Genomic DNA, 23,612 nt, shown 5'->3' on the forward strand with positions numbered 1-23,612 from the left:
TGTCATGGCGCGACGCTAGCACCGGCCGGCGACATCGAGTCCGCGCGGTCATCCTTCGCACTCTCGTCGCGGTCTGCACCCACCAACCGCGCGAATGCGCTCAGCCGCGCCACACCCTCCGGCGTGTACGGCAGGTCATCGAGGAGGGCGGGCGAGTGGATGACGAACGAAGCCACCTGCGCTCGTGAGATTGCGACATTCAGCCGGTTCTGCAGCAGCAGGAACTCGGGACCACGCGGCGCATCACGGCCGCTGGATGCCGCGAGCGTGACGATCGAGACAGCCGCTTCCTTGCCTTGGAAGTTATCGACGGTGCCCACCGGGACCCCGGGATACCCGGCAGCGGCAAGAGCGTCGGAGACCAGCTGCTTCTGCGCGTTGTACGGTGCCACGACGATGAAGTCGGACTCGCCCAGGGGCCTAGGAGAAGAGTCCTGATCCATATCGGTGAACTCGCGGCCGAGCAATTCACCGATGATTCGCACGACCTCGGCGGCCTCTTGTGGAGACTGCGTGGCGTTGCCCCGGTGACGCACCGGGACGATGTGCACGCCGGGTTCAATACTGGCGATGGAGCGTCGTTCGGTGCCGGGCGCGGAAGCGAGCTTGCCGGCATAGGAGAGCCGGGAGACGGGAGCGGCGACTGCCGGATGCATCCGCCAGCTGCGGTCGAGGAAATACCCGTACTCTGCTCGGACGACGGCGTCGCCGTCCATCACCCATCCCAGCGCCGAGGTGTTCACGGGCTCCGGGTGCGCTCCTTGACTGACCTGCGGCAGTTGTTGCGGGTCGCCGAGGAGGAGCAGCCGCTTCGCACCGGCCGCCACCGCGATCGTCGAGGCGATGGAGAACTGTCCGGCTTCATCGATGACCAGCAGGTCGAGCCCGTGACGTTCGACACGGCCGGTGTGGCTGAAGTCCCAAGCGGTGCCCCCGACGACCACACCCTGTTCACCACGTTCAGCGAGGAACGCTGCCATCCCGGGCTTCGGGATCGGGGTGTACGTCGGGTTGCTGTGCTTGTCCTTCGGGGCCTTTGCGACCTGGCCCGGTGGCACACCATCGACGATGACTCGTTCGAGCAGCGTTTCCACGATCGCGTGCGACTGCGCCACGACTCCGACCCGGAACCCGTGCTCGTTCACGAGGCGGGCGATCACCTTCGAGCCGGTGTAGGTCTTCCCGGTGCCGGGCGGGCCCTGTACGGCGAGATAGCTGCGGTCCAGATCAAGAATGCCCCGGACGATCGCATCGATTCGGTCGTCGTCCGCTGCCGGCAACGCATTTCCGGAAACAGTACGCGGCGGGATGCGACGCAGGATGTCGGTCGCGGCGTCCTGCGGGAACGCGGGTGCCTCGGCATGCACCGCATCCGCCCACTCATCGATCGCGCCCTGGAGAGATGCGACACGTGGCGGGGACGCCGGGGTGAGAGCGAGAGGCAACTCATCCCAGGTCTGACCGCCGATTGCCGTCTCAACGACCACGTAGCCGTCGTCCAGCACTTCGAGCACTGTAAGAGTGCGGGCAACATGTACCGCGCGCGACGGTGCTTCCGCATCGAAGGGAGCCGGATACGGGTACAGAGCGAACGGGTTCGACCCTTCGCCCAGTGTCGTGCCTGGTGAGACCTCGCCGCGGATCTCTATTTCACGCGAGGAGACGCGTCGTCCCTCTTCGACACTCCAATCGCGCCGGAGTGTGCTCTGCGCAGCATCGACCCGAACGACGTCGCGGGTCTGGTCCCACATCGATACCGGCTCACGCAGACGTTGGAAGTGGCCGACCCAGAAGCTCTTGGCCTCGCGCGGGAAATAGTCGATCGCTGCCGCAGCGACCCGGTGCGCTTCGCCGTCTCCCCCGGCTTCGACGTCACGAGCGGCGTCGGCCAGCAGCGCGACGGAGCGGTGCGATGGCTCATAGACGAGCTCTTCGGGGATATCAGGCGGGGCCGGGTTGACCCCCTTCTGCTTGGCGATCTCGATCAACCAGTTACGCAGCCGGCGGGTGGAGACGCAGTCGTAACGGTTGTAATCGGCCAGGTCGTCGAACACCGCCTGCGCCTGCGCAGCCTCGCCAGCAGCGGAGAGCTCCCGTGCGGCGACGTACTGCACGATCGAGTCATCCCCCTTCTGCACGTCGCTCGTGCGCACGTCCTCGCCCATATAAAGCGGTTCGAGCTTCTTGATGGAGTAGGAACGCGAACCGACACGTACCGTGCGCAGCACCAGCGGGTACAGGTCGACGAACACTCCGTCACGCAGGAGCTTGTCGACGGCCGCTTCACCGGTCCCGTGACGCGCAGCCATCGCCACCAGGTGCGACGTCTCGTACGGCGCGTAGTGGTAAATGTGCATGTCGGGGTGGGCGGCGCGGCGAGCGTTCACAAAATCGAGGAACTGCTCGAGCGCACGCTTCTCATCGGCGAAGGTATGCGCCCACAGCGGCGTGTACTGGTCGTCGTTATCGACCCAGCCGAAGAGGTAGTCGATCCCCCACTGGGTGTGCCCGTCAGGTGCAGGCTCGGTATAGAGCGGATCTCCTTCGAAATCGAAGAAGATGTCACCGCGGCTCGGACGCGGAAGCGTGTTGATGGCCTGCGGATGGTAGACATCGAACACCGGCGCGTCATCGGCGTCTGCCCGCAATTGCAGTCGCGCCTGATCACGGAGAGACTCGAAAGAATCGACGTTCATGCCCGTCGGGGCCTGTACCGCGGCGGCGAGCTCATCGATCGTGTGGATGCCGGCGGCACGCAGTCGTGCACGCTGTGCCGGACGCATGCGCGCCACCATCAGCAGGTCTCTGGCGGCATCGACCTGCTCGGTGCAGGTGGCGCAGCGCCCGCACGCGGTGATATCGAGCTCATCGCGCCCATCGCCCCAGGCCAGTGCCTCACCCGCTGGACCGTCAGAAACTCGACGATCGGTGATGATTGCGCGCAGACGTGTTCGACGGACGTGGAACAGCGGCAACAGATCATCGACGGCGTGCGTGCTGATGGTGCCGTCGCCGAGAATGAGGTCGACTTCGTCGGCACGCGGGATGCCGAGGCGATCGAGTTGGTCGACATATGCCGCAAGCTGCATGAGGGCAGTGACTCGCGCAGTGCGGGCGAGTTTGGAGTCTTGCACCCGCCAGCGGCCGTCGTCATCCTTCAGCAGAAAGTCCGCGAAGCCGACGAACTCGTCGGTGGAGAAGGCGGCTTGGAACACCACCCGCGCATCGGAGCGAAGCGCCACCGTACTCTGTGCCACAGCCGCCGCGAGCGCCGTTGGTTCGGCCGATGAGACCGGGGAAACCTCGTACACGGAGTCGACGCCGAAACGCTGGCGATATGCCTCGAGCACATTCAGTTCGTGCACGTCTCCGAGCCGAGCGGCCCGGGCGAGCGTAGCGTCTTCGGGCTCTTCCACCCGGGGCACACGGCCGAGCTTCGCATCGATTGCGCGTGCCCAGGCGAACTCGCACTCGGCGGCGGCCTTCAGGTCGCTGGCGCTCCAGATAACGCGCTGAGCGTGGGTGTCGATTCGCATGCTTCGACACTAGCCGCGGCATCCGACATCACCGCGGGCGCGCGGCTCAACGAGCGCTGCGCCACCAGGTGTCGTCTGGGGTGACCGGAAGGTGTCTCTTGTGCCGGCTGCCCAGATACTTGGCTTCCACTAGCGCGGCGGTGGCAGCATCCACTGGCTTGCCCTCGAGGTAGTCATCGATCTGCTCGTAGGTCAGCCCGAGTTCGTCCTCGTCGGCTCGTCCCGGCTGCCCGTCGAGCAGGTCGGCGGTGGGCACCTTCATCCAGAGGCGGTCCGGGGCACCCAGCTCACGAAGCAGCGCCTTGCCCTGCCGTTTGGTGAGCCCGGCAAGGGGCAGGATGTCGGCTGCGCCGTCACCGAACTTCGTGTAGAAACCTGTCACCGCTTCGGCCGCGTGATCGGTACCGAGCACCAGATGCCCGTCGTGTCCGGCCAACGCATACTGCGTCACCATTCGGATGCGTGCCTTGATGTTCCCGCGATTGAAGTCCGTCAGTTCTGCGCCGGCCGCCTGCTCGATATCTCTTTCGACACCGTCGACGCCGTGCTGGATATTGACATCCACGGCGCGGTCGGCAGCGACGAACGCGACAGCCGCGATGGCATCATCCGCGTCATATTGGACCCGGTAGGGCAGACGCACGCCGATGAATGATGCTGTACGGCCCGACTCACGCACACGTTCGACCGCCAACTGCGCGAGGCGCCCGGCGAGGGTCGAGTCCTGACCACCGGAGATGCCGAGCACGTACCCGGCAGCGCCTGTTGTCGTGAGGTAGTCAACGAGGAACTGAACCCGGCGCTCGATCTCTTGGCGCGGGTCGATGTCTGCCTGCACGCCGAGGGCCTGTGCGATCTCCTTCTGAAGCGTCATGTCTCCAGTATCGTCGTTGGTTGTTACGAAGCAATGACGCGATCCCGCGAAGCCGGCAATAGGGTGGCGTACGGCGCTGGTTGCCTCACCAGCGGCGAAGAAGGTGAGCTCCTCATGACTGTTCTCGGCCACAGCGACCTCGATGTGCTGCCCCTCGCGCTAGGCGGCAATGTGTTCGGCTGGACCGCCGACCGCGACGCCTCCTTCGAGATCCTCGATGCTTTCGTCGCCGGTGGCGGGAATTTCATCGACACCGCCGATGGGTACAGCGCCTGGGTACCGGGCAACAGCGGCGGCGAGAGTGAGACGATCATCGGCGAGTGGCTCGCTTCCCGCAAGCCCCGCGGATTGACGATCGCGACGAAGGTCAGCAGCCATCCGGAATTCAGGGGTCTGTCAGCGAAGAACATCCGCGCGGCCGCGGAGGCATCGCTGAATCGTCTGGGCGTCGAGTCGATCGATCTCTACTACGCGCACTTCGACGATGCCGCGACCCCTCTCGAGGACACGGTCGCCGCATTCGGTCAGCTCGTCGACGATGGCCTCGTCCGTCACATCGCCGTGTCAAACTATTCGGCCGACCGCATCCGCTCGTGGATCGAGATCGCGCAGGATGCCGGCATCGCGCTACCGGTCGCCGTGCAGCCGCATTACAACATCGTGCACCGAAACGACGTCGAGGAGCACATCATCCCGGTCGCCGAGGAGTTCGGGCTGAGCCTGGTGCCCTACTACGCCTTGGCCAGCGGTTTCCTCACCGGCAAGTACCGTTCGACGGATGCTACGAGCGTGAACTCACCGCGCGCCGGCGGAGCATCGAAATACGCGACGGAGCACGGACTGCGGGTGATCGCCGAGTTGGAGAACGTGGCTGCGGCGCACGGCGCGTCAGTTGCCGCCGTCGCTCTCGCGTGGTTGCGCGAACAGCCGACGGTTGCCGCTCCCATCGCCAGCGCGTCACGTGTGGAGCAGGTGGCAGATCTGCTGGCCAGCACCGCGCTTGAGCTGACCGCAGATGAACTGGGTGCGGTGGATTCGGTATCGGAGTGGAGCCCGGCGAACGTCTGAGACAGCCGGAGTGCGATCCTGCAGACTCAGACTCAGACTCAGACTCTGATCCGGCTGGCGCCGCTGTCGGTCTGCTCGACGAGAAGCTGAGCGGGAATCTGCTCTTGCATCGACTCGACATGGCTGATGATGCCGACAGTGCGTCCCCCGGAGCGTAGTTCGTCGAGCGTGCGCATGGCCACGTCGAGAGTGTCGCCGTCCAGTGACCCGAAGCCCTCGTCGATGAAGAGCGTGTCGAGTTGGATGCCCCCGGCGCGCGCGGTCACAACCTCGGCCAGTCCGAGTGCGAGCGCAAGCGAGCTGAGGAATGTCTCGCCGCCGGACAGTGACTGCGCGGGCCGGGTCTGGCCGGTGAAGGCATCGAAGACGACGATTCCGAGACCGGATGCCGCGCCACGGGCTGCGAGTGCATCGGAATGTTGCAGCTGATACCGACCGGTCGACATGTCACTGAGCCGTCGGTTGGCAGCCGCCACAATCTCTTCGAGTTCCGCGGCGAGGACGAACGTCTCAAGCGTCATCTTGTGCGTGTTTCCGGAGCGCCCGGCGATCGTGTCAGCGAGGCTCTTGAGCACCGCGAAATCGGCCTGCTGCTCGGCGCTGGCGGCATATTCCACTGCGGCTGATTCGATGAGTTCGCCGAGCTGTTCGACGGTGGTCTTCGCTCTCGCTGCGGCGTCGAGCGCGGCCGTCCATGCCGTGCGCGCCGCACGTGCTGCGTCCTCGGGCCCGCCGAGGTCGATCGGTTCCTCGGGAAGCGCGCGCATCTCCAATGCCAGCAGCAGCTCTCGCTGCTTCTCGCGCTGCACGGTGTGCGATGTGATGCGCGAGTCGAGCTCCTGCTGCTCGGCCGCCGGTAGCAGCGCCTGACGTGCGGCCGTGACGTCGTCGAAGTCGGATGCATCGAGCGCCAGCTCCTGCTCGGCCACAGCCTCGGCGTGTGTCGTCGTCCGCCGGGCGCTTTCCTCCAGCGCATCGGCAAGAGCACGAGCGGTTCCGACGTGCGCGGTGACCGCGGCGATGCGCTCAGCGACCGATCCGAAGGGGCCGCGTGCGTCGGCGACAGCTGCCTCAGCCTCAGTGCTGCGCTGCGCGATCAGGGCAAGTGCCTCGCGCGCCTGCGACAACGCTGCTGCCGCTTCGGCACGGTCCTTCTCAAGCTGCGCCGATCGTGCTGTCGTCTCACGCAGCGCCTTCTCGGCGTCAGCGAGTGCGCCGACGGCTGCCTGTGCCTCGGCACACAGCGCTGCCGCAGCGGTGAGCTCATCTTCGGCGATGACGGCGGTGCGGCCTTCCGTCACCGCGTCTACGACGGCCAGCTCGCGCTTAAGATCTGTTGCGCGATCGAGCGCCTCACGATCGCCCTTGGCGGCGACATCACGCGCGGCTTCGGCGGTGGCGACGTCGTCCAACGAAATGGGATCGCTGTGCTCGGCCGGCGCGGGATGCTCCGTCGCCCCGCACACGGAGCATGCTTCCCCCGGCACCAGTGCGGTCGCGAGCTCTCCAGCGAAGCCGTCCAGACGGCGGCGGCGCAGCTGTGTGAGCGCAAGCTGTGCATCATCGAGGGCACTGCTCGCGTCCACGAGCGACCGCTCCGCCTGCTTGAGATCTGCCCGAAGCCGCTCGGCTTTTACCGCTGCGTCTCGGCGTGCCACCGCGGCGCTCATCGCCCTGTCCAGGTCGTCGGCTCTGTCGGCGCTGCGCCTCGCGGTGTCTCGCTGTGCGGTCAGCTCGGCGATCCGGGCCGGAAGCTCTGCCCGTTCCGCGTCGCGCGCATCGACGAGCTCGGATGCCGCTACCGCCTGCGTCTCAGCATCCGTCTTCTGCGCAGCGAGGTTCGGGGCGTTCTGCTCGAGCTCGGCTGCGCGCTTCCACTCGCCGCTCTGACTGGTCCGCTGTTCCGCCCATACTTCCAGCGTCTCTGCGGTGACCTCCTCGAGTTCGACCTCTGCCGCAGCCCACGCCTCGCGGGCCGCGCATGCGGCGACCTCAGCCTTCTCACGGTCGCTCGCGGCACGATCGGCGGCGCTGATCGTGCCGCGCAGCGCTTCTGCTGCCCGGGCACGCTGCAGGGTGGTGCGGGCCGCCGCGATCTCGGGCTGTTGGGCGTCCAGCTGCTGCATCGCAACCCTGGCCGCGTCCCTGTTCTGTTGCGCGTTCTGCTCCTCGCGCGCGGTTGTCAGTGCCGCGTCGGCCGCGGTGAGTCGCGTCTCGGCTTCTGCACCTTCGGCATCTCGGCGTTCGAGATGGTACTGGGCGCGCTCGAGCGCAGCCCGAAGCTTCTCGAGGCGCTCCTCGGTGGTTCCGCTGGAAACCTGATCGAGCTCATGCTCGCCCCACAGCTGAGTGCTGGTCACCATGCGCTCGGCCTGTTGGAGGCCAGCGTTGACAGCCGCCAGACGCCCCTCCAGGAGATACTCGGCTGAGCGGCGCCGCTCGTCGAATCGCGCCTGCACGTCTTCGAAGCGTTCCGTCGCGAACAACCGGCGCAGCAGCGACTGGCGCTCCTTACTGTCGGCGAGCAGGAACCGTGCGAAACGGTTCTGTGCGAGCAGGATGACCTGCAGGAACTGTTCGCGACTGAGCTGCAAGATCATGTCGAGCTCGCCTGCCACGTCCACAGCCCGCGCCGCGATACCGACCCAGGTCTCGTCGACCCACTCTTCGAGGGCGACGGCCGACACCTGCTTGGTCATGCCGCCACCGCGTTTGGCCGGACGCAGATACTCCGGCGAGCGCGTCACCCGGAATCGTCCGGCAGTGGTGCTGAATTCGATGACGACCTCGCTGATGTCGTCCGGAGCGCAGTGGTCGCTGCGCAGGCGCTTGTCACCGCTTTCGTACCGCGGAACGCCCCCGTACAGGCCGAAGCAGACAGCATCCAGAATGCTGGACTTACCCGCGCCCGTGCGCCCCGCGATGAGGAAGATGCCATCGTCAGCGAAGCGGTCGAAGTCGACGATCTGCCGGTCGAGGAACGGCCCGAACCCCTCGATCTCCAGCCGATGCAGACGCACTAGACGAGCGCCTCTGCGGCAACGCGTTCATCGAGGATCTCGTCGATCAGCTCGCTTTCGCGCTCGCTGGCCCCGTGACCTGCGCGTACGTGCTCGAGGAAGGCCTCGATGCGCTCGGTATCGGTGACGGCCGTCTTCAGCCGGTCCGAGTACGAGCGCTCTTCGGTTTCAGCTGCCCCGACGGGCGCGTGCTGCACCATGGCACAGTAAGGGAATCGCTCTTTCAGGCGCCGCATCGGTTCGGCCTGTGGGAGAGTGTCGGTGTAGACGGCGCAGACCCAGTCGTCGGCGTGGGCTGCGACGTTCTCGGCGGAGAGGATTTCGTCGAGCGCTCCGGTCAGCGTCACGAGCCTGCGCGGTACTGGCAGAGCGAGCCACTGCGCGGACACAGCCCCCACGCGGTCGATGTCGACGAGCCAGGAACCGCGCTCCTTATGCTGCTCGCCGAAGCTGTAGTGCAGCGGAGCCCCGGCATATCGCACGCGTTCGCTGAGGGTCTGTCGCCCGTGGATGTGGCCGAGTGCGACATAGTCAGGTCCGTCGAACACGTTCAGCGGTACAACGTCGAGCCCGCCCTGACGAACCTCGCGTTCGAGGCCGTCTGTCGCCTCGACGCCAGCCGCGAAGCAGTGTGCGATCGCGACCGAACGCCCCGCACGCGACGCCAAATCGGCTCGCACCAGACCCATGGCGTGCGCCATGGTCTGCGCCTGCGTGCGCAGGGTGGCCTCGGGCCAGTGCTGTCGCACGATCGCTGGCTCGAGGTACGGGATGCCGTAGAAGTGCACGGGACCATCTGCATCGTCGATCGTCACCGGCCGACCGATCGCGAGCGGATCGGTCATCACATGGATGCCGTCACGCAGCAGCTGCGCCTGGAATCCCAGCCGTGCAGCAGAATCGTGGTTCCCGCTGGTGACGATGACGCGAGCGCCCGTCTCATGCAGCGCGACGAGCGTGTTCCCGAGCAGTGTGTACGCGGGGCCTGCCGGAGTCGCGGAGTCGAAAACGTCGCCGGCGATGATCACGACATCCACTGGGTTTTCAGAGGTCGAGAGCTCAGCCACCTGCCGCACCAGCGCCGACAGCACATCAGCCAGCGCATCCATGGTCGAGTTGCCATGGAACGTGCGGCCGATGTGCCAGTCGGAGGTGTGCAGGATTCGCATATTCACACCGTACGGAGGGCCGCGGACATTCCCTCAGAGGCGTGCCGTGGCATCCCGATCAGTTGGCCAGTGCGAGGGTGCCGGTGTCCTCGGAAACGGGACCGTCCTCGGAGACGGATTCGTCCTGCGTCATCGGCTCGCGCGGCAGGAGATCCTCCTTGCGCCCGCGCACCATGGTGAACGCGACGACGGATGCCAGCACCATACCGACCGCGGCGGCGAGGAAAACTCCGCCGTAGCCGTTCGTGAGGACGTCTCGGCCCACCTCACCCTGGGCGTGACCGCCGATGATCGCGGCGTAGACCGCCGTGAAGATCGACAGGCCTACCGAGCCGCCGATCTGCATGGCCGAGTTGGTGACGGCGGATGCGACACCCGCATCGTGCGGCGCTACCCCTGTGAGGGCGACATTCTGCAACGGGATGAAGACGAACGCCATTCCGAGGCCCATGACCAGCAGCGCCGGGGCGACCTGCACGAAGTAGTTGCCGTCGGCAGTGATGAACGACAGGTAGACGAGCGCCGCCGCGACGACGAGAGGACCGCCGATGAGCATCGGACGCGGGCCGACCTGACCGAGCATCTTCGTCGCGAATCCAGCCAGCACCATCGTTCCCAGTGGCAGCGGCAAGCTGGCCACTCCGGCCTCGAGCGCTCCCATACCGAGCACGATCTGCAGGTGGAAGGTCAGGTACAGCGTCGCGCCGATCATGACGCTGCCGGCGACGGCCTGAATGAGAAACGCCCCGCCGCGCACCTTATTGGCGACAACGCGCAGCGGCAGCAGCGGGTTCGAGACCTTCGCCTGAACCCACACGAACGCCGCGAGGATGATGAGCCCCAGCACGATGAAGCCGATCGTGAACGGGTTGGTCCAGCCCGTTTCCGCGAGGCTGAAACCGTACGCGAAGGATGCCAGGCCAGCCGTGACCAGCAGCGCACCCCACAGGTCGTAGCGCTTGTCGCCCGCCGCTTTACTCTCGGTGAGGAACAGCGCGCCGCCGATGATACCGACAGCGCAGAAGAACAGGTTCACCAGCAGACACCAGCGCCAGTCGAAGAACTCGGTGAGGAATCCACCGAGCACCATGCCGACGGCCGCGCCGGTGCCGGCGACCGTTCCGAACACGGCGAAGGCGACGTTGCGCTCCTTGCCGGAGGGGAACAGCGTGGTCAGCAGTGCGAGCGCGGCCGGCGCCAGCATCGCGGCGAAGACGCCCTGCAGCCCGCGACCGAGGATGAGTTCCCACCCGGCGGTCGCCAAGCCTGCATACAGCGACGCCAGGCCGAAGCCGATCATGCCGACCATGAACGTGCGCTTGCGGCCCCAGTAGTCGGCGATGCGTCCGCCGAGCAGCAGCAGCGCCCCAAAGGCGAGGGCGTAGGCGGTGACGACCCACTGCCGCAGATGATCATCCATGTTCAAAGCGATCTGCGCCTGCGGCAGAGCGATGTTGACGATGGTGCCATCGAGGACGACGACGAGCTGGGTCAACGAGATGACGAACAGGGCCCACCATTTGGCTTTGGGGCGGGCGCGCAGGGTCTGAGACATGAAAATACCTCCGGTGTCTGGTGAGGATGCCGGAGGTTTCAAGCCTCGGACCAGCTTCCGTTCAGAGGCTGACCGCCTCAGCTAACGGTGCTGAGCAGAGTTCCATTGTATCTGAGGCCAAGCTGTGGATTCGAGCCGGAAGGTCCCCTGACCCACCCTCACCGCGACGATCGACACGTGGTCATACAGTGTGCGCGTTGCACTTTCACCTGTGCGGCGTGCGGGGCTGCGCGATGCGAGATCTGGACTGCCCTCCGCCCTACAGGAGCCGGAATTGACCCTCCGGCAGGGCTTGTGCCCGCTTCGTCGTGGCTACCGACTTCCGCTCTATTCCTCCAGGTCGTGCGTCCAGTTGGCCTGCTGAATCCGATTGTCCAGCTCGCGCAGTTCCTGCGCGACGCCGTCGGCCGCCGCGCGCACTTCTGAGACAGGGAGCGCTGCGATCTGCCGCAGTTCTGATCGCATCTGGCGCATGCCGACGGAGTTGGTTCCGGATGCTGCGGCCGCAGCATCCGCCAATAAAGAATGCTGCAGGCGCAGCACATCGCGCGCGGCGAGCGCATCGGTCATTGTCCCGTCCGCGCCGAGGGAGAGCCGGGAGTTGGTCGCGTTGATCCGCCGGATGAGATCGCGCAACTGACCGAGGTCGGCTTCGGCTTCACCCAGCAGTGCTGCGGCATCCTCTGCAGGCTCCTCGCCCTCCTGGTAGCGGGCGTTCGCGGTGATGCGTGCGCGCAGCTGTTCGAAGCGGCGCTGCAGGTCTGCTCTGGCCGTCAGTGCCTCAGCGAGTTTCATGCCCTCATCTTTGCAGACGCCACACGATGCGTAATAGAAGGTCACACACCTGAGCGCTCAGCGCCGGCGCAGCAGCCCGGCGTGTGCGGGGTGCTGTTCGAACCACTCGGCGACGTACCAACAGACCGGGTCGACCTTGCGATCGCCGCGGTTCTCGATATCGGCGACGGCACCGGCGACCACACGGGCAGCATGCCCATTTCCGCGGAAAGTCGGGATGGTGAAGGCTCTGGTGAGCGCGATCGTCGCCCCGTCGTCGCGATAATCAAGAGCGCTGACGAGCACTCCGTCTCGGGTGAGCGTGTAGCGCGAAGCATCCTTTTCGTCGGTGAGAAGGAAACCGTCAATCATCGTGGATTCACTCATCTCTACACGGTAGGCCACACCGACACGCAGGGACTCGTTTTGACACGAGACGACATCGTCAGTAATAATCCCCCCATGACCACCAACGCGCGCCCTTTGTCCGCCCAGGAGGCGAACAGGACTGCCGGGATGATGATGCCCGGCTGCGTTGGCATGTGTTGCCGAATGTGTAGCTGACCCCAGCCAACCCGTCTGGCTCGACGGAATCGCCATCTGCGAATTCTGAGCCCCCGAGCATCCACCCCTTGTGCTCGTTCCCGGCCTTTCCGGTCATTCATGCAACACATCAGAGCTGTATCAGCTCACCCTCACAAGGACTTCATCATCATGTCGAATACTGCACTCCTCGAGCGTCCCGTTACTTCCGCCGCGCACCTTCGTGTCGTCCAGCCGCCGGCAGTGCCTGCCGCCGTTGCGCCGACTGCCGCTGATCTTCCCGCCACCCGTTCGCCGCGCGGCTTCGCCCTCTACGTCGGTCTCGACGAGATCAAGGCCGCCGAAGCCGGTGTGAGCCTGCCGGTGCTTGTCGACGCACTGCGCCGCACGCTCGCCGAGCTCGCTCCTGGAGCTGAGACGCACGCCACCGTCGCCCTCGCACCGCACGGTGCCGGTGGACGCGACCTCGATGTCGTCCGCCTCGCCCTGCAGGAACCGGGCGCGATCGCCCGTTCCAAGGCGGCCGAGGATGAGGAGCAGGACGAGAACTACGGCGTTACCGTCGACATCTCCCGCAAGCGCGTTCTGATCGACGGCGATTCCGCTGCGTTCACCTACAAAGAGTTCGAGCTGCTGCAGTATCTCGTTCTGCGCGAAGGCCGCACGATCGAGCGCACGGAGCTGGTTTCTGCGCTCTGGCAGTCGCCGGATGACGAGACCCCTGGCGAGCGCACCATCGACGTGCACGTGCGGCGCCTGCGCGCGAAGCTCGGCCGTTACGAGGACATCGTGCGCACCGTCCGCGGTGTCGGCTACCGGTTCGACCGTCACGCCGATGTTGCCATCCGCTACGGACACGGCACGCCTTCGCCCGACCGCTTCTGAGGCTGTCGGCGGGCAGTTCGACCCGGCAGTCGGCCTGATCGGCCAGCCCGCCTCCTCGACCATAACTCCTGAAGATTGGGCCGCTCGGAGCGAAAACCGGCCGGATCCGGACCGTTCCAGCCCAAAGTTCAGGAGTTGTGCACCGGGGCCACGGCAACCGGAGACGGTGCGACGGCAACGAGCACTGTCAGAGACCGGACGTAGGGTATCTGCATGACCACGACAGCGGATGCCACGGCCCCCGCTGCCGCGTCGGCCCCGCCGTTGACGGCGGAGTATCGGCCCCCGCACCCGCTGAACATGTTCCGCACGGTCCGCGCTCTCATGCGCGGACCGAAAGATCCGACGATGCTCGTCCACGGCACCACGCTGTGGCGTGCCTCGCGCACCCCGCAGGGCATCGCGACGTTGGCACTGCGGCAGAGCACGGAGGGCGTGCATGCCACCGCCTGGGGTCCTGGTGCTGAGTGGGCCCTGACACAGCTTCCGGCGCTGTGCGGTGCCGACGACGATCCGGCCGGCTTCGACGCATCGCTGCATCCGCTCATCGCCGAGGCTGCGCGCCGTCACGCCGGGCTCCGCCTCACCCGCACCGACCTCGTCTTCGACGCCTTCGCGAGCGCCGTCATCGAGCAGAAGGTGACGTCGTTCCAGGCGTTCGGAGCCTGGCGTGTGCTCGTCACCCGCTTCGGTGAGCAGGCCCCCGGCCCGACGCCGCGCGCGATGTTCGCACCGCCGACCGTCGCCGGCTGGCACGGCATCCCGTCATGGGACTGGCATCAAGCCGGCGTCGAGCCGCCGCAGTCACGTGCGCTGGTGCGCGCGGCCGAACGAGGGCAGCGCATCGCCGATGCCGTGCTCGCAGCTCCCACCGGCGCCGATCGCGACCGTGTTCTCACCAGCCTGCCGGGAATCGGCCCCTGGACCGCATCCGAAACCCGCGTGCGCGCCCTCGGCGATCCGGACGCCGTGAGCGTCGGTGACTACCACCTCGCCCACGAGGTCGGCTTCGCACTGACCGGCGCACGCGCCGACGATGACGGGATGCTGGCGCTCCTTGAGCCGTGGGCAGGCCACCGCCACCGGGTCATCCGCCTCATCCTCGCCAGCGGCGTACGCGAAGCACGCCGTGGACCGCGCCTCGCACCCGAGGACCATCGCCGGCGCTAGACGAATCCCTCGCGCCAACGCCACGCCGCACCACGGCACGGAAACGCGCTTCCCCCTATGCTGGGGCCATGGCGGCAACGAAGAAGCAACGCTGGACCTGGCTCGGCGGCACCATCGCGCTGTTCATCCTCGGGTTGGTGATCGGGCTGGTCCTGCAGAACGTCTGGCTCGGGCTGCTGCTCGCGCTGATCGTGTCGCTGATCTGGCTGATCGCCGCGGAGTCCCGCAAGGGCGGAAACAGCGGCGTGAACGACGAGTCTCGCGGCATCGAACTCTAAGCGCAGCCCTCAGTAGTAGACCGCAAGCCGCCCGCGCGGACCGTCGATCACCTGTACTGGGGTGTCGAAGACGTCGCTGAGCACAGCATCCGTCATGATCTCGTCCGGTGCACCGAACTGCACGACCTTGCCGTCCTTGACCGCACAGATGTGATCGGCATAGTGTCCCGCGAAATTGATGTCGTGCAGCACGATCACGATCGTGCGTCCGAGCTCAGCAGCCGCGCGCCGCAGGTGCTGCATCATCTGCACCGAGTGGCGCATGTCGAGGTTGTTCAGCGGCTCATCCAGCAGCACGTAATCAGTGTCCTGGGCGAGCACCATCGCGACATACGCTCGCTGGCGCTGTCCGCCGGAGAGTTCGTCGAGGTACCGGGTCTCAAGATCAGATAAACCGAGGAACTCGATCGCCTCGCTGATCACCCGCTCGTCCTCGACGTTGAGCCGCCCCTTCGAGTGTGGGAATCTGCCGAAACCGACGAGCTGGCGAACCGTGAGTCGGGTGATGAAGTGGTTCTCCTGGCGCAGCACCGACACGATCTTGGCGAGATCCTTCGAGGGCGTGCTGACGACGTCGTACCCGCCGATCTCGATCGTCCCCTCGTCCAGGCCCAGCAATCGACCGATCATGGTCAGCAGTGTCGACTTGCCGGCGCCGTTCGGCCCGACCAGGGCAGTGACTCCCCCGGCCGGAATCTGCAGGTCGACGGGACCGATCGAGACGGTGTCGCTGTACTGCTTGCGGACGTCGGTAAGAGTGATCACAGTCGACCCTTTCTGAGGATCACGATGAGGAAGAGCGCGCCCCCGACGAGCTCGATGATGATCGAGACGACGCCCTGCGCGTAGAAGAGGTGCTTCATCACGAACGATGCTCCGGCGAGCACGACGAAGCCGGTCAGCACGGAGATCGGGAAGATATACCGGTGGTCGTATGTGTCGGCGAACTGGTAAGCCAACGTCGCCACGAGGAATCCGAGGAACGTCATCGGTCCCACCAGCGCCGTCGACACCGCCATCAGAATCGACACCAGCAGCAGCACGCGAATGAGCTCACGCCGATGGTTCAGCCCGAGGTTTGTCGTGATGTCCTTGCCGAGCGCGAGCAGGTTGAGTCGCTTGGCGTTCATCCAGAGCAGGATGCCGGCCACCAGGCACAGCGGGATCGCAATGGGCAACTGCTCAGGGTCGGCGTTGGAGATGCTGCCGAACATCTGGGCGGTGAGCACGTCGAACTCGCTGGGTGTGAGCAGGCGCTGCATGAACGCCGACACCGATCCGAGCCCGCCGCCGATGATGATGCCGATCAGCAGCATCACCTGCAGGTTGGCGTAGCGACCCGAGAGCAACCACCCGTAGAGCAGCACTGACAGCGCGACCATCACCACGATCTGCAACACGAACTGGGCGTTACCCTGCAGCATCACGAGTCCGGTGACCCCGAGGAAGTAGACCGCGGCTGTCTGCACGGCGACGTACAGCGCCTCGAATCCCATGATCGACGGGGTGATGATGCGGTTCTCGGTGGCAGTTTGGAAGCTGACCGTCGCGATCGCCTGGCAGAACGCGACGACCAGCATCACGATGATGCTCGTGGTGCGCATCTGCGTGATGCGCCAGAATCCGTCGGTGCCGAAGGGCACCGGGTTGTCCCACACCAGGATCCCGATGGCGAAGAATGCCGCGAGCGCGATCAGGATGCCGAGGATCGTGAAGTATCTGCGCCTGGCGCGTCCGCTCGGCAGCGGGCCTGAACGGCGCTCGGCCAGCCGCGGGGCGCGTGCGGAATCGACGGCCCTAAGCACGACGGCGCTGTTTCAGCAGAAGGGCGATGAACACGAGCGATCCGACGACACCGAGGATCAGTGAGACAGGGACCTCGAACGGCATGATGATCGTGCGACCGATGATGTCGCACACTGTGACGATGGCGATGCCGAGCAGGCAGACCCAGGGCAGGTTGCTGCGCAGATCGTCTCCGCGGATCATCGAGATGATGTTCGGCACGATCAGTCCGAGGAACGGAAGGTTGCCTACGATGACGGTGACGACACCGGTGGCAACCGCGATCAGGGCGGTGCCCAGCAGCACGACGCGGTTGTAATTGAGGCCGACGTTGGTGGAGATCTCCTCGCCCAGGCCAGCGACAGTGAAGCGGTCGGCGACGATGAAGATGACGACGCCGACGATGGCCACGATCCACAATGCCTCGTATTGTCCGCGCAGCACCGAGGTGAAGCTGCCGGCGAACCAGACGCCGAGACTCTGCAGCATGTCGGTCTGCAGGGCGATGAAGGTGGATATCGAGCCGACGACCGCGCCGAGCATGATCCCTACGATCGGCACGATCAGAGACGAGCGCAGCGACACCCGCCGCAGGAACAGGAAGAAGACCATCGTGCCGATGAATGCGGCGATGATCGCGCCGGTCATCTTGGGCACGATGCCGGCCGTCGGGAAGATGATCATCACGGCGAGCAGTCCGAGGCCCGCCCATTCGGTGGTGCCGGTGGTGGTCGGTTCGACGAAACGGTTCTGCGTCAGTAGCTGCATCACCAGACCGGACATGGCCATCGCCGCTCCGGCGAGCATGAGGGCCGCGGTGCGCGGGATGCGAGTGATGGCGAACATCTCGGCGCCGTCATCCGCGCCGAAGATGTCGTAGACCCCGACGAACAACGACACGACCAGCAGCAGAGCGACAACGACGATCCCGATCACGAGCTTGGGGTCGAAGAGCCGACCGCGCGTTCGCGGCGTCGGGCTCAGAGTCGTTCGCATCATGGTGTTTCTCTTATTGTCTCGCAGGTGTGGGGGCGGTCGTGCACGCACCGGCCCCACACTTGCGCTGAGATCAGTTTCCTTCGAGTGCGTCCGCGAAGGATTCCAGGAACTCGGTGTAGGTCTGGATGCCCTCGTTCGTGTAGGTGTCAGCGGGCATGTAGATGATGTTTCCCTCGACGACGGCGGTGACCTTGGCCAGTGCCTCCGAGTTCTCGAGGACGTCAGCGGCGGGCGAGAAGTTCGGGTCGTCAGCGCCGACTGCGGCATCCCGGTCCATCACGAGGATCCAGTCCGGGTTGGAATCGGCGATCGCCTCGACGGCGATGTCGTCACCCTGGTGGTCGTCAGTGGCTTCAGCAACCTCAAGCGCAGGAGTGAGTCCGGCGAAATCGAAGACCGGGCCGAGCGCGCGTCCGACATGCGGGGCGATGTAGCCGATCTCTCCGCCCGAGGTTGTGACGGCCATGACGGTTTCCGCGTCGTCGTATGCCGCCGCGACCCGCTCGATGGCCGCGTCCAGGGCGTCGTTGAGGGCCTTCGCTTCGGCCTGCTTGCCGAACACTTCGCCCAGGATGGTGGTCTGACGCTTGAGCTCTTCCTCGAACGGCTCGCCCTCGCGCGGGTCGAGTTCGAGCACGACGGCATCCGGCGCGTACGAGACGAAGTCGTCGTGGAACTGCGCGAAGCGCTGGCCATTGATGATGAGGTCGGGCTCGACCGCGACGACCGCTTCGAGGTTCGGCTCGCGGTGGCTGCCGAGGTCGATGATCGTCTCGTCCTCCGTGTAGGAGTTCGTGTTCGGCATGAGCGAGACGGCAGCCGCGGTCAGTTCGACGCCCCATGATTCGAGCGTCTCGAAGGTGCGGTTGTCGGTTGCGACGATCGACGCGAGCGGAAGGTCGATCGTGTGCTCACCGTTGTTGTCTTCAACCGTCACCGTGGTCGGCTCGTCTGCGGAGCTGGGCGCTTCGGCTTCTGCGGCAGGGCTCGCTGCACAGGCTGCGAGTGTGAGTGCGGACACGAGGACGAGGGACGCTGCGGCCAGCGGGCGTGAAGACATGAAGCTCCTTGTATGGAAGAGAGGGATCTGACGGCTAGGTAAGGCTTACCTCAACTGCTCGTTATGTAGGCTAGCCTAACTTTATGGCCGAATCGAAATCTTCCTTTTCTCTGGAGCGTCATCCGCTCGATCTGCACTTCCGGGTCGTCACGCTCACGGCACGGGAAGAGGTCGCGCCGAACTACGTACGCGTGCGGTTGGAGGGCGATGATCTGTATGGCTTTGCCTCCCCCGGCAGCGATGATCACATGCGCCTGTTCTTCCCGGATGAAATGCCGGACACCGTCGAGGAGCTGCGCGCTGCCCCCAGCCGCGAATACACCCCGCTGGTGTGGGCCGAGAACTGGCTCGAAGTCGAATTCGCCGTTCACGGAGGCGAAGGCGTGGCCTCGGTCTGGGCAGCCAATGCCCCCATCGGCTCGAAGATCGGCGTGGGCGGCCCCCGCGGATCAGCGGTCATCACCGGCACACCCGGCTCATGGTTCCTCGCCGGCGACGAGACGGCGATCCCGGCAATCCGCCGATTCGCGGCGCTGATCGAGAATCAGCCGGCACGCATCGTCATCGAGGTGCGCGGCTCAGAGGACGAGATCCCGCTCGATGCTCCCGTCACGGTCGAGTGGGTGCATCGTGGAGATGCGCCGGCCGGGTCTTCGCTCATCTCCTTCATCGATGGTGTGATGGATGCTCCGGGCGAAAACCCGTTCGTCTTCATCGCCGCCGAGCAGCAAATCGTGAAGCCCGGACGCGCTCTGCTCGGGCGCTGGGGCGTCGACCCGAAGCAGGCTGTTGTGAAGGGCTATTGGAAGCGTGACGAGCCGGAGTATCACGCTCCGCACTGACGCTGCAGGCCTGACGCTGCGGGCCCGTGAGCCGGCGGAAGGGAACCCGCCTCAGGGCGCGGGCGATGCAGCCTCTACGACACGGTCGGTGAAGGCCTGCTTGGGCACGAATAGCAGCAGCACCGCCGCGGCGAGTGCGGTGGCACCGCACACTGCCCACACCGTGAAGTAGCCAACCAGCGAGCCCGCCGTACCTTCGGCTCCTGCAGCCGTCCCAGCGACTCCGCCGAGCAACGCGATACCGAACACGCACGAGGCGATCGCCCCGCCCACGGTTTTGACCGAATTGGTCAGCCCCGTGGCGACGCCGGTCTGCGTCGCCGGTGCAGCGGATGCCGCAGCCGCCGGCAACGCCGCCACGAGCGCTCCGGAGCCGAGGCCGACAATCACCATGTTCGTGATCACCTGCGCATAGGTGTCGTGGAACGGCAGGAACAACATGAACCCGATGCCCACCAGAACGGATGCTCCGATGAGAGCGTTGCGCGGTGTCGCAAGCCGCGCAACCACAGGGAACAGCAACGCACCGGCGATCATGCCGATCAGGTAGATGCCAATGATGAGCGAGGTCGCAAAGCCCGACGTTCCCAGTCCGTAGCCGTAGACAGTGGGATCGGTCCGCGCAAAGGTCGACAGCGGTGCCTGCGCTCCGAGCACGCTGACGCCGAACAGACCGGCGGTGAGGAATACCGGACCGAGCGCGGGCGAGCGGAACATCCGCACATCGATCAGCGGGTCATCGTGGCGCAGTTCCCACAGCACGAACGGCACGATGAGCAGCAGCCCGAGCACGACTACGGCCCACGACCAGACGTTGACGAGACCGCCATCGAGGCGCAGCAGGCTGAGCCCGCCGGTGAAGCAGATCAGGGCAATCGAGATCAGCACGAGCCCGACGGTGTCGAGCACCCCGCCGGTGGATTCCGGTGATTCCTTCACCCCGAACAGGATCACGAAGAAGCAGACCACGACGAGCAGGGCGGGAATCAGCAGCACGATCGTCAGGGGCAGCACGTCGATGAGCGCACCGCCGATGAGCGCTCCGGTGATGGCTCCGGTTTCGAGCGCGGCCACGAGCAGTCCGGCTGCACGCGCCGTGATGATCGACCGCCCCTCCCTGCGGCGCGCCCGCGACCAGATGAGTGCGATCTCCAGCGGCAGCCAGACGACGTAGAAGCCCATCAGCGTCCATGCGACAAGGAACACCCAGAACGATTCCGTGAAGGGCAGTGCCAGCGCGGCAGCTGCTGTGAGAGCCGTCGAGATCAACAGCATCCGTTTGTGCCCGACCATGTCGCCCAGTTTCGCGAAGGCCGGCACGACGAGCGCGGAAAGCATGAGCTGCGTGCCTTCGAACCAGTTCACGTCGGCGTCGTGAATTCCGAGGTGGCGCGCGATGTCGGTGAGCATCGGCGTGTAATAGCCCTGCAGGACGCCGCTGGTGAACTCGACGAACGCGAGGAACCCGACGATCGAGGCGAGCGCGCCCAGGGTGACAGTACGAGACATCTGCGGTCCGTTCAGTTCAGGTTCTGAAGCAGTGCGCGGTGGAAGATCTCGCCGCGCTCCAACGTTGCGATCTCGACGCTCTCATCGACACCGTGGATCGACGCACGCTGGGCGTTAGACATCTCCAGCGGCGCAAAGCGGTAAACGGCGGGCGAGTATCGGTGAAAGTGCCGCGAGTCTGTCGCCGCCATCATCACGTACGGAATGGGCCGCACTCCGGGGAATGACGCTTCCAGAGCTGTGCTGAGCAGTGCAAACTGAGCATTGTCCGTGGGAGATTCCGGAGACGGTTCGCTGCCCTCGAGAACCTCCACGGTCACGAGCGGGTCATTGATGCGTTTGCGCACGCGCGCGACGGCGCCCGCGACGCTCTCCCCCAGCGCAATGCGCAGATTGACGGTCGCGGATGCCTGCGACGGGATGACGTTGGCCGCAGTTCCGCCGGACTGCATGGTCGCAGCGACCGTGGTGCGCACCATCGCAGCGGGCTCGCCACCGAGCGCCGCGAAGACTCGGGCGGTGAGAAACGGCACCCGACTCAGCACTTTCAGCAGCAGTCTCGAGGGCCCAGTAGCCTGCTCGGCGAATTGCGCCAGCATCCGAGAGATGGCTTTCGGAGTGCGGGGGCGGAAGGTACCGGGACCGAGCCTGTTCACTGCCCGGGCGATGCGCCGGACCGCGGTGAGCGTGGGCGGTGCAGAAGCATGGCCACCCTCGCCCCGGGTACTGAGGTTCAGGGTGAGGACGCCCTTCTCGCCGACTCCGACCATCGCGGCGCGGCCCTGCACGAATGAGAGAGGGGCGTCGACGACGGCTCCGCCCTCGTCGAGCACAAGCCATGGCACGACTCTGCGGTCTTTCAGGACCCGGGCGATTTCGACGGCTGCCGCGCCGAAGGTCTCTTCGTTGCCGCCGAAGGAAAGGTAGACATCACGCGCGGGCACGAAGCCTGCGGCAAGGAGGTTCTCAACGGCCTCGAGCACGACGATCAGCGGCCCCTTGTCGTCGAGGGCTCCGCGCCCGTATACAAAACCGTCGGCGATGACGCCGTCGAAGGGCGGGTAAGTCCAATCGTCACTCTCATCGACGGGGACGACGTCGTAGTGCGCCATGAGCACGAGTGGACCATCGGATGCCTCGGCGCGGCCTTCCCAATGAAACAGCAATCCGAACTCGGTGTGCCGCTCGAGCGCGAGCTGTGCATGCGTCAGCGGGTACAGTTCTGCGATCAGCGTGACGAAATCCTCGAACGGCTGCGCGCCGCGCTGCTCCAGTTCGGCCGACACCGTCGGCAGCTGAATCATCCGAGAGAGCCGGTCAGCGATGCCCGGCCGCGCTGTCACTGCAGTCATCGAGCCAGACTATCCGGTGCACCGCCATGATTCCGGTCGCAATTGCTGTCGTTATGACGGCCTCCAGACGACATAAACTGCGACCGGAACGCCAGCGGCGGGGCTTCGGCGTTACGCACCAGGAGGACAATGGAGTCGTGAGCCTGTTCGCCTTCGCCCCCTCCCGTGGCCCTCGATGGCAGCTGGGACTGCAGGCAGCGATCGGACTCACCGTGCCGATCGTCGTGATGACGTTGCTGGGTATGCCGACGCTGGGTTATGTCGCCGCATCCGGCGCGTTCACTGTGCTGTTCGCCGGCGCCTCCCCCGTGGTCGAGCGCGCCAAAGTGCTGCCGCTGGTCGGCATCGGGCTCACCCTGAGCGCCACGGCCGGTGCGTACGCCGCCGCAGGTCCATGGCTGGTCAGCATCGGCGTCGTTGCCATCGCGCTTATCAGCGCCGGGCTCGCGTTCGGATTCAGCCTGGGTCCTCCCGGCCCACTCTTCTTCGTGCTGATGTTCGGGCTGTCAGCCCAGGTCGTGGCTCACGCTCAGGTCACGCCGCTCGCGTACACCGCTGCTGTTGCCGTCGGGTGCCTGTTCGCGTATCTGGTCGCCGTATCTCCACTGCTCATCTCCCGCGTGCGCGCCCGACGCGCGCGCCGGCTGAGCGAGCTGCTGCCCGGGCCGGCGCTGGACGCCGATGCGAAGATACTCCTTCTGCGCGTGGCCATCGTTTCCGTACTCGGGGTCGTGATCGGTTCTTTCGTCGACCCCGGTCGCAGCTACTGGATCGTCGGAGCCGCCATCGCGGTGATCGGGTCAGCCGCCGCGCGCAAGGCCGCCTTGCAGCGCGGCTTGCACCGGATGCTGGGCACGGTGCTGGGCGTCGGAGTCTATGCGCTGCTGGCGCTGCTGCATCCGTCCGGCCTGTGGATTGCGCTCCTGCTGGGCATCATGCAGTTCTCGGTCGAACTCGTGGTGGTTCGTCACTACGCCCTCGCGCTCATGATCATCACACCGCTCGTTTTACTGCTGACAGGAGCCGCCACGGGCCAGATCGGATCGATGGACGTGGCACTCGAGCGCATCATCGACACCGTGGTCGGCGCGACGCTCGGCGCGGCGTCCGGCATCCTCCACGCAAGGACGCTGCCGGAGACCCAATAATCGGCCGTTAGCGCGCGCAGTGGGTGGTACGCGCGGTGGGTGGCG

19 protein-coding genes are annotated in these 23,612 nt (G+C 65.8%); 6 read left to right on the forward strand and 13 right to left on the reverse strand.

Features of this window, described 5'->3' with window-relative positions; all coding sequences use genetic code 11:
* Positions 1-2: 2 nt before the first annotated feature.
* The gene (locus tag ACW5CM_RS05280; RefSeq protein WP_457124377.1) at positions 3-3,536 is read right to left on the reverse strand and encodes a TM0106 family RecB-like putative nuclease; all 3,534 of its coding nucleotides are present in this window, start codon (positions 3,534-3,536) and stop codon (positions 3-5) included.
* 46 nt (positions 3,537-3,582) lie between these two features.
* A complete protein-coding gene (nadE, locus tag ACW5CM_RS05285; protein WP_457124378.1) occupies positions 3,583-4,410 on the reverse strand; it encodes an NAD(+) synthase in 828 nt (275 codons plus the stop codon).
* A 114-nt stretch (positions 4,411-4,524) separates the two neighbouring features.
* Here nadE and ACW5CM_RS05290 point away from each other — a divergent pair, with 114 nt between their 5' ends.
* Positions 4,525-5,478 (forward strand): aldo/keto reductase, encoded by a 954-nt coding sequence (locus tag ACW5CM_RS05290; protein WP_457124379.1) that lies wholly within the window; start codon positions 4,525-4,527, stop codon positions 5,476-5,478.
* A 38-nt stretch (positions 5,479-5,516) separates the two neighbouring features.
* Here ACW5CM_RS05290 and ACW5CM_RS05295 read toward each other — a convergent pair whose 3' ends face one another.
* From ACW5CM_RS05295 to ACW5CM_RS05315, 5 genes are all read right to left on the reverse strand, one after another.
* Positions 5,517-8,498: an AAA family ATPase gene (locus ACW5CM_RS05295; RefSeq protein WP_457124380.1), complete on the reverse strand. Its 2,982-nt coding sequence runs from the start codon at positions 8,496-8,498 to the stop codon at positions 5,517-5,519.
* Positions 8,498-9,667 (reverse strand): exonuclease SbcCD subunit D, encoded by a 1,170-nt coding sequence (locus ACW5CM_RS05300; protein ID WP_457124381.1) that lies wholly within the window; start codon positions 9,665-9,667, stop codon positions 8,498-8,500. Before ACW5CM_RS05300 ends, ACW5CM_RS05295 begins: the two co-directional genes overlap by 1 nt.
* A 58-nt stretch (positions 9,668-9,725) precedes the next feature.
* Positions 9,726-11,222 carry an MFS transporter gene (locus ACW5CM_RS05305; protein ID WP_438255569.1) on the reverse strand — a complete coding sequence of 499 codons (1,497 nt, stop codon included), beginning with the start codon at positions 11,220-11,222 and terminating at the stop codon, positions 9,726-9,728.
* Positions 11,223-11,549: 327 nt separating this feature from the next.
* Positions 11,550-12,017, reverse strand: coding sequence for a DIP1984 family protein (locus tag ACW5CM_RS05310; protein WP_439256196.1), 468 nt, complete (start codon positions 12,015-12,017; stop codon positions 11,550-11,552).
* Between the two features lie 57 nt (positions 12,018-12,074).
* On the reverse strand, positions 12,075-12,383 hold the full coding sequence (locus tag ACW5CM_RS05315) for a GNAT family N-acetyltransferase (RefSeq protein WP_438255571.1): 309 nt from the start codon (positions 12,381-12,383) through the stop codon (positions 12,075-12,077).
* Positions 12,384-12,710: 327 nt separating this feature from the next.
* Here ACW5CM_RS05315 and ACW5CM_RS05320 point away from each other — a divergent pair, with 327 nt between their 5' ends.
* The 3 genes from ACW5CM_RS05320 to ACW5CM_RS05330 all read left to right on the forward strand — a co-directional run bounded on the left by ACW5CM_RS05320 (position 12,711) and on the right by ACW5CM_RS05330 (position 14,872).
* A complete protein-coding gene (locus tag ACW5CM_RS05320) occupies positions 12,711-13,424 on the forward strand; it encodes a winged helix family transcriptional regulator (protein WP_457124382.1) in 714 nt (237 codons plus the stop codon).
* A 213-nt stretch (positions 13,425-13,637) separates the two neighbouring features.
* A complete protein-coding gene (locus ACW5CM_RS05325) occupies positions 13,638-14,594 on the forward strand; it encodes a DNA-3-methyladenine glycosylase family protein (protein WP_457124383.1) in 957 nt (318 codons plus the stop codon).
* Positions 14,595-14,662: 68 nt separating this feature from the next.
* Positions 14,663-14,872, forward strand: coding sequence for a hypothetical protein (locus tag ACW5CM_RS05330; protein WP_438255574.1), 210 nt, complete (start codon positions 14,663-14,665; stop codon positions 14,870-14,872).
* A gap of 9 nt (positions 14,873-14,881) precedes the next feature.
* Here ACW5CM_RS05330 and ACW5CM_RS05335 read toward each other — a convergent pair whose 3' ends face one another.
* The 4 genes from ACW5CM_RS05335 to ACW5CM_RS05350 all read right to left on the reverse strand — a co-directional run bounded on the left by ACW5CM_RS05335 (position 14,882) and on the right by ACW5CM_RS05350 (position 18,716).
* Positions 14,882-15,637, reverse strand: coding sequence for an iron ABC transporter ATP-binding protein (locus ACW5CM_RS05335; RefSeq protein ID WP_457124384.1), 756 nt, complete (start codon positions 15,635-15,637; stop codon positions 14,882-14,884).
* Positions 15,634-16,677, reverse strand: coding sequence for an iron chelate uptake ABC transporter family permease subunit (locus ACW5CM_RS05340; protein WP_438255576.1), 1,044 nt, complete (start codon positions 16,675-16,677; stop codon positions 15,634-15,636). Before ACW5CM_RS05340 ends, ACW5CM_RS05335 begins: the two co-directional genes overlap by 4 nt.
* Positions 16,670-17,656 carry an ABC transporter permease gene (locus ACW5CM_RS05345; protein ID WP_438255577.1) on the reverse strand — a complete coding sequence of 329 codons (987 nt, stop codon included), beginning with the start codon at positions 17,654-17,656 and terminating at the stop codon, positions 16,670-16,672. The genes ACW5CM_RS05340 and ACW5CM_RS05345 overlap by 8 nt, the downstream gene beginning before the upstream one ends.
* A gap of 70 nt (positions 17,657-17,726) precedes the next feature.
* Positions 17,727-18,716, reverse strand: coding sequence for a siderophore ABC transporter substrate-binding protein (locus ACW5CM_RS05350; protein ID WP_457124385.1), 990 nt, complete (start codon positions 18,714-18,716; stop codon positions 17,727-17,729).
* Positions 18,717-18,799: 83 nt separating this feature from the next.
* Here ACW5CM_RS05350 and ACW5CM_RS05355 point away from each other — a divergent pair, with 83 nt between their 5' ends.
* On the forward strand, positions 18,800-19,558 hold the full coding sequence (locus ACW5CM_RS05355) for a siderophore-interacting protein (protein ID WP_457124386.1): 759 nt from the start codon (positions 18,800-18,802) through the stop codon (positions 19,556-19,558).
* Between the two features lie 51 nt (positions 19,559-19,609).
* Here the strand turns inward: ACW5CM_RS05355 and ACW5CM_RS05360 are convergent, their stop codons facing one another.
* Together ACW5CM_RS05360 and ACW5CM_RS05365 are read right to left on the reverse strand one after the other, a co-directional pair.
* Entirely contained in the window at positions 19,610-21,067 is a 1,458-nt protein-coding gene (locus ACW5CM_RS05360) for an MFS transporter (protein WP_457124387.1), read from the reverse strand.
* 11 nt (positions 21,068-21,078) lie between these two features.
* Positions 21,079-22,419 carry a M20/M25/M40 family metallo-hydrolase gene (locus tag ACW5CM_RS05365; protein ID WP_457124388.1) on the reverse strand — a complete coding sequence of 447 codons (1,341 nt, stop codon included), beginning with the start codon at positions 22,417-22,419 and terminating at the stop codon, positions 21,079-21,081.
* A gap of 137 nt (positions 22,420-22,556) precedes the next feature.
* Here ACW5CM_RS05365 and ACW5CM_RS05370 point away from each other — a divergent pair, with 137 nt between their 5' ends.
* A complete protein-coding gene (locus tag ACW5CM_RS05370; protein WP_457124389.1) occupies positions 22,557-23,567 on the forward strand; it encodes an FUSC family protein in 1,011 nt (336 codons plus the stop codon).
* Positions 23,568-23,612 lie beyond the last annotated feature (45 nt).

This window comes from Microbacterium wangyouchuni, from assembly GCF_054072595.1.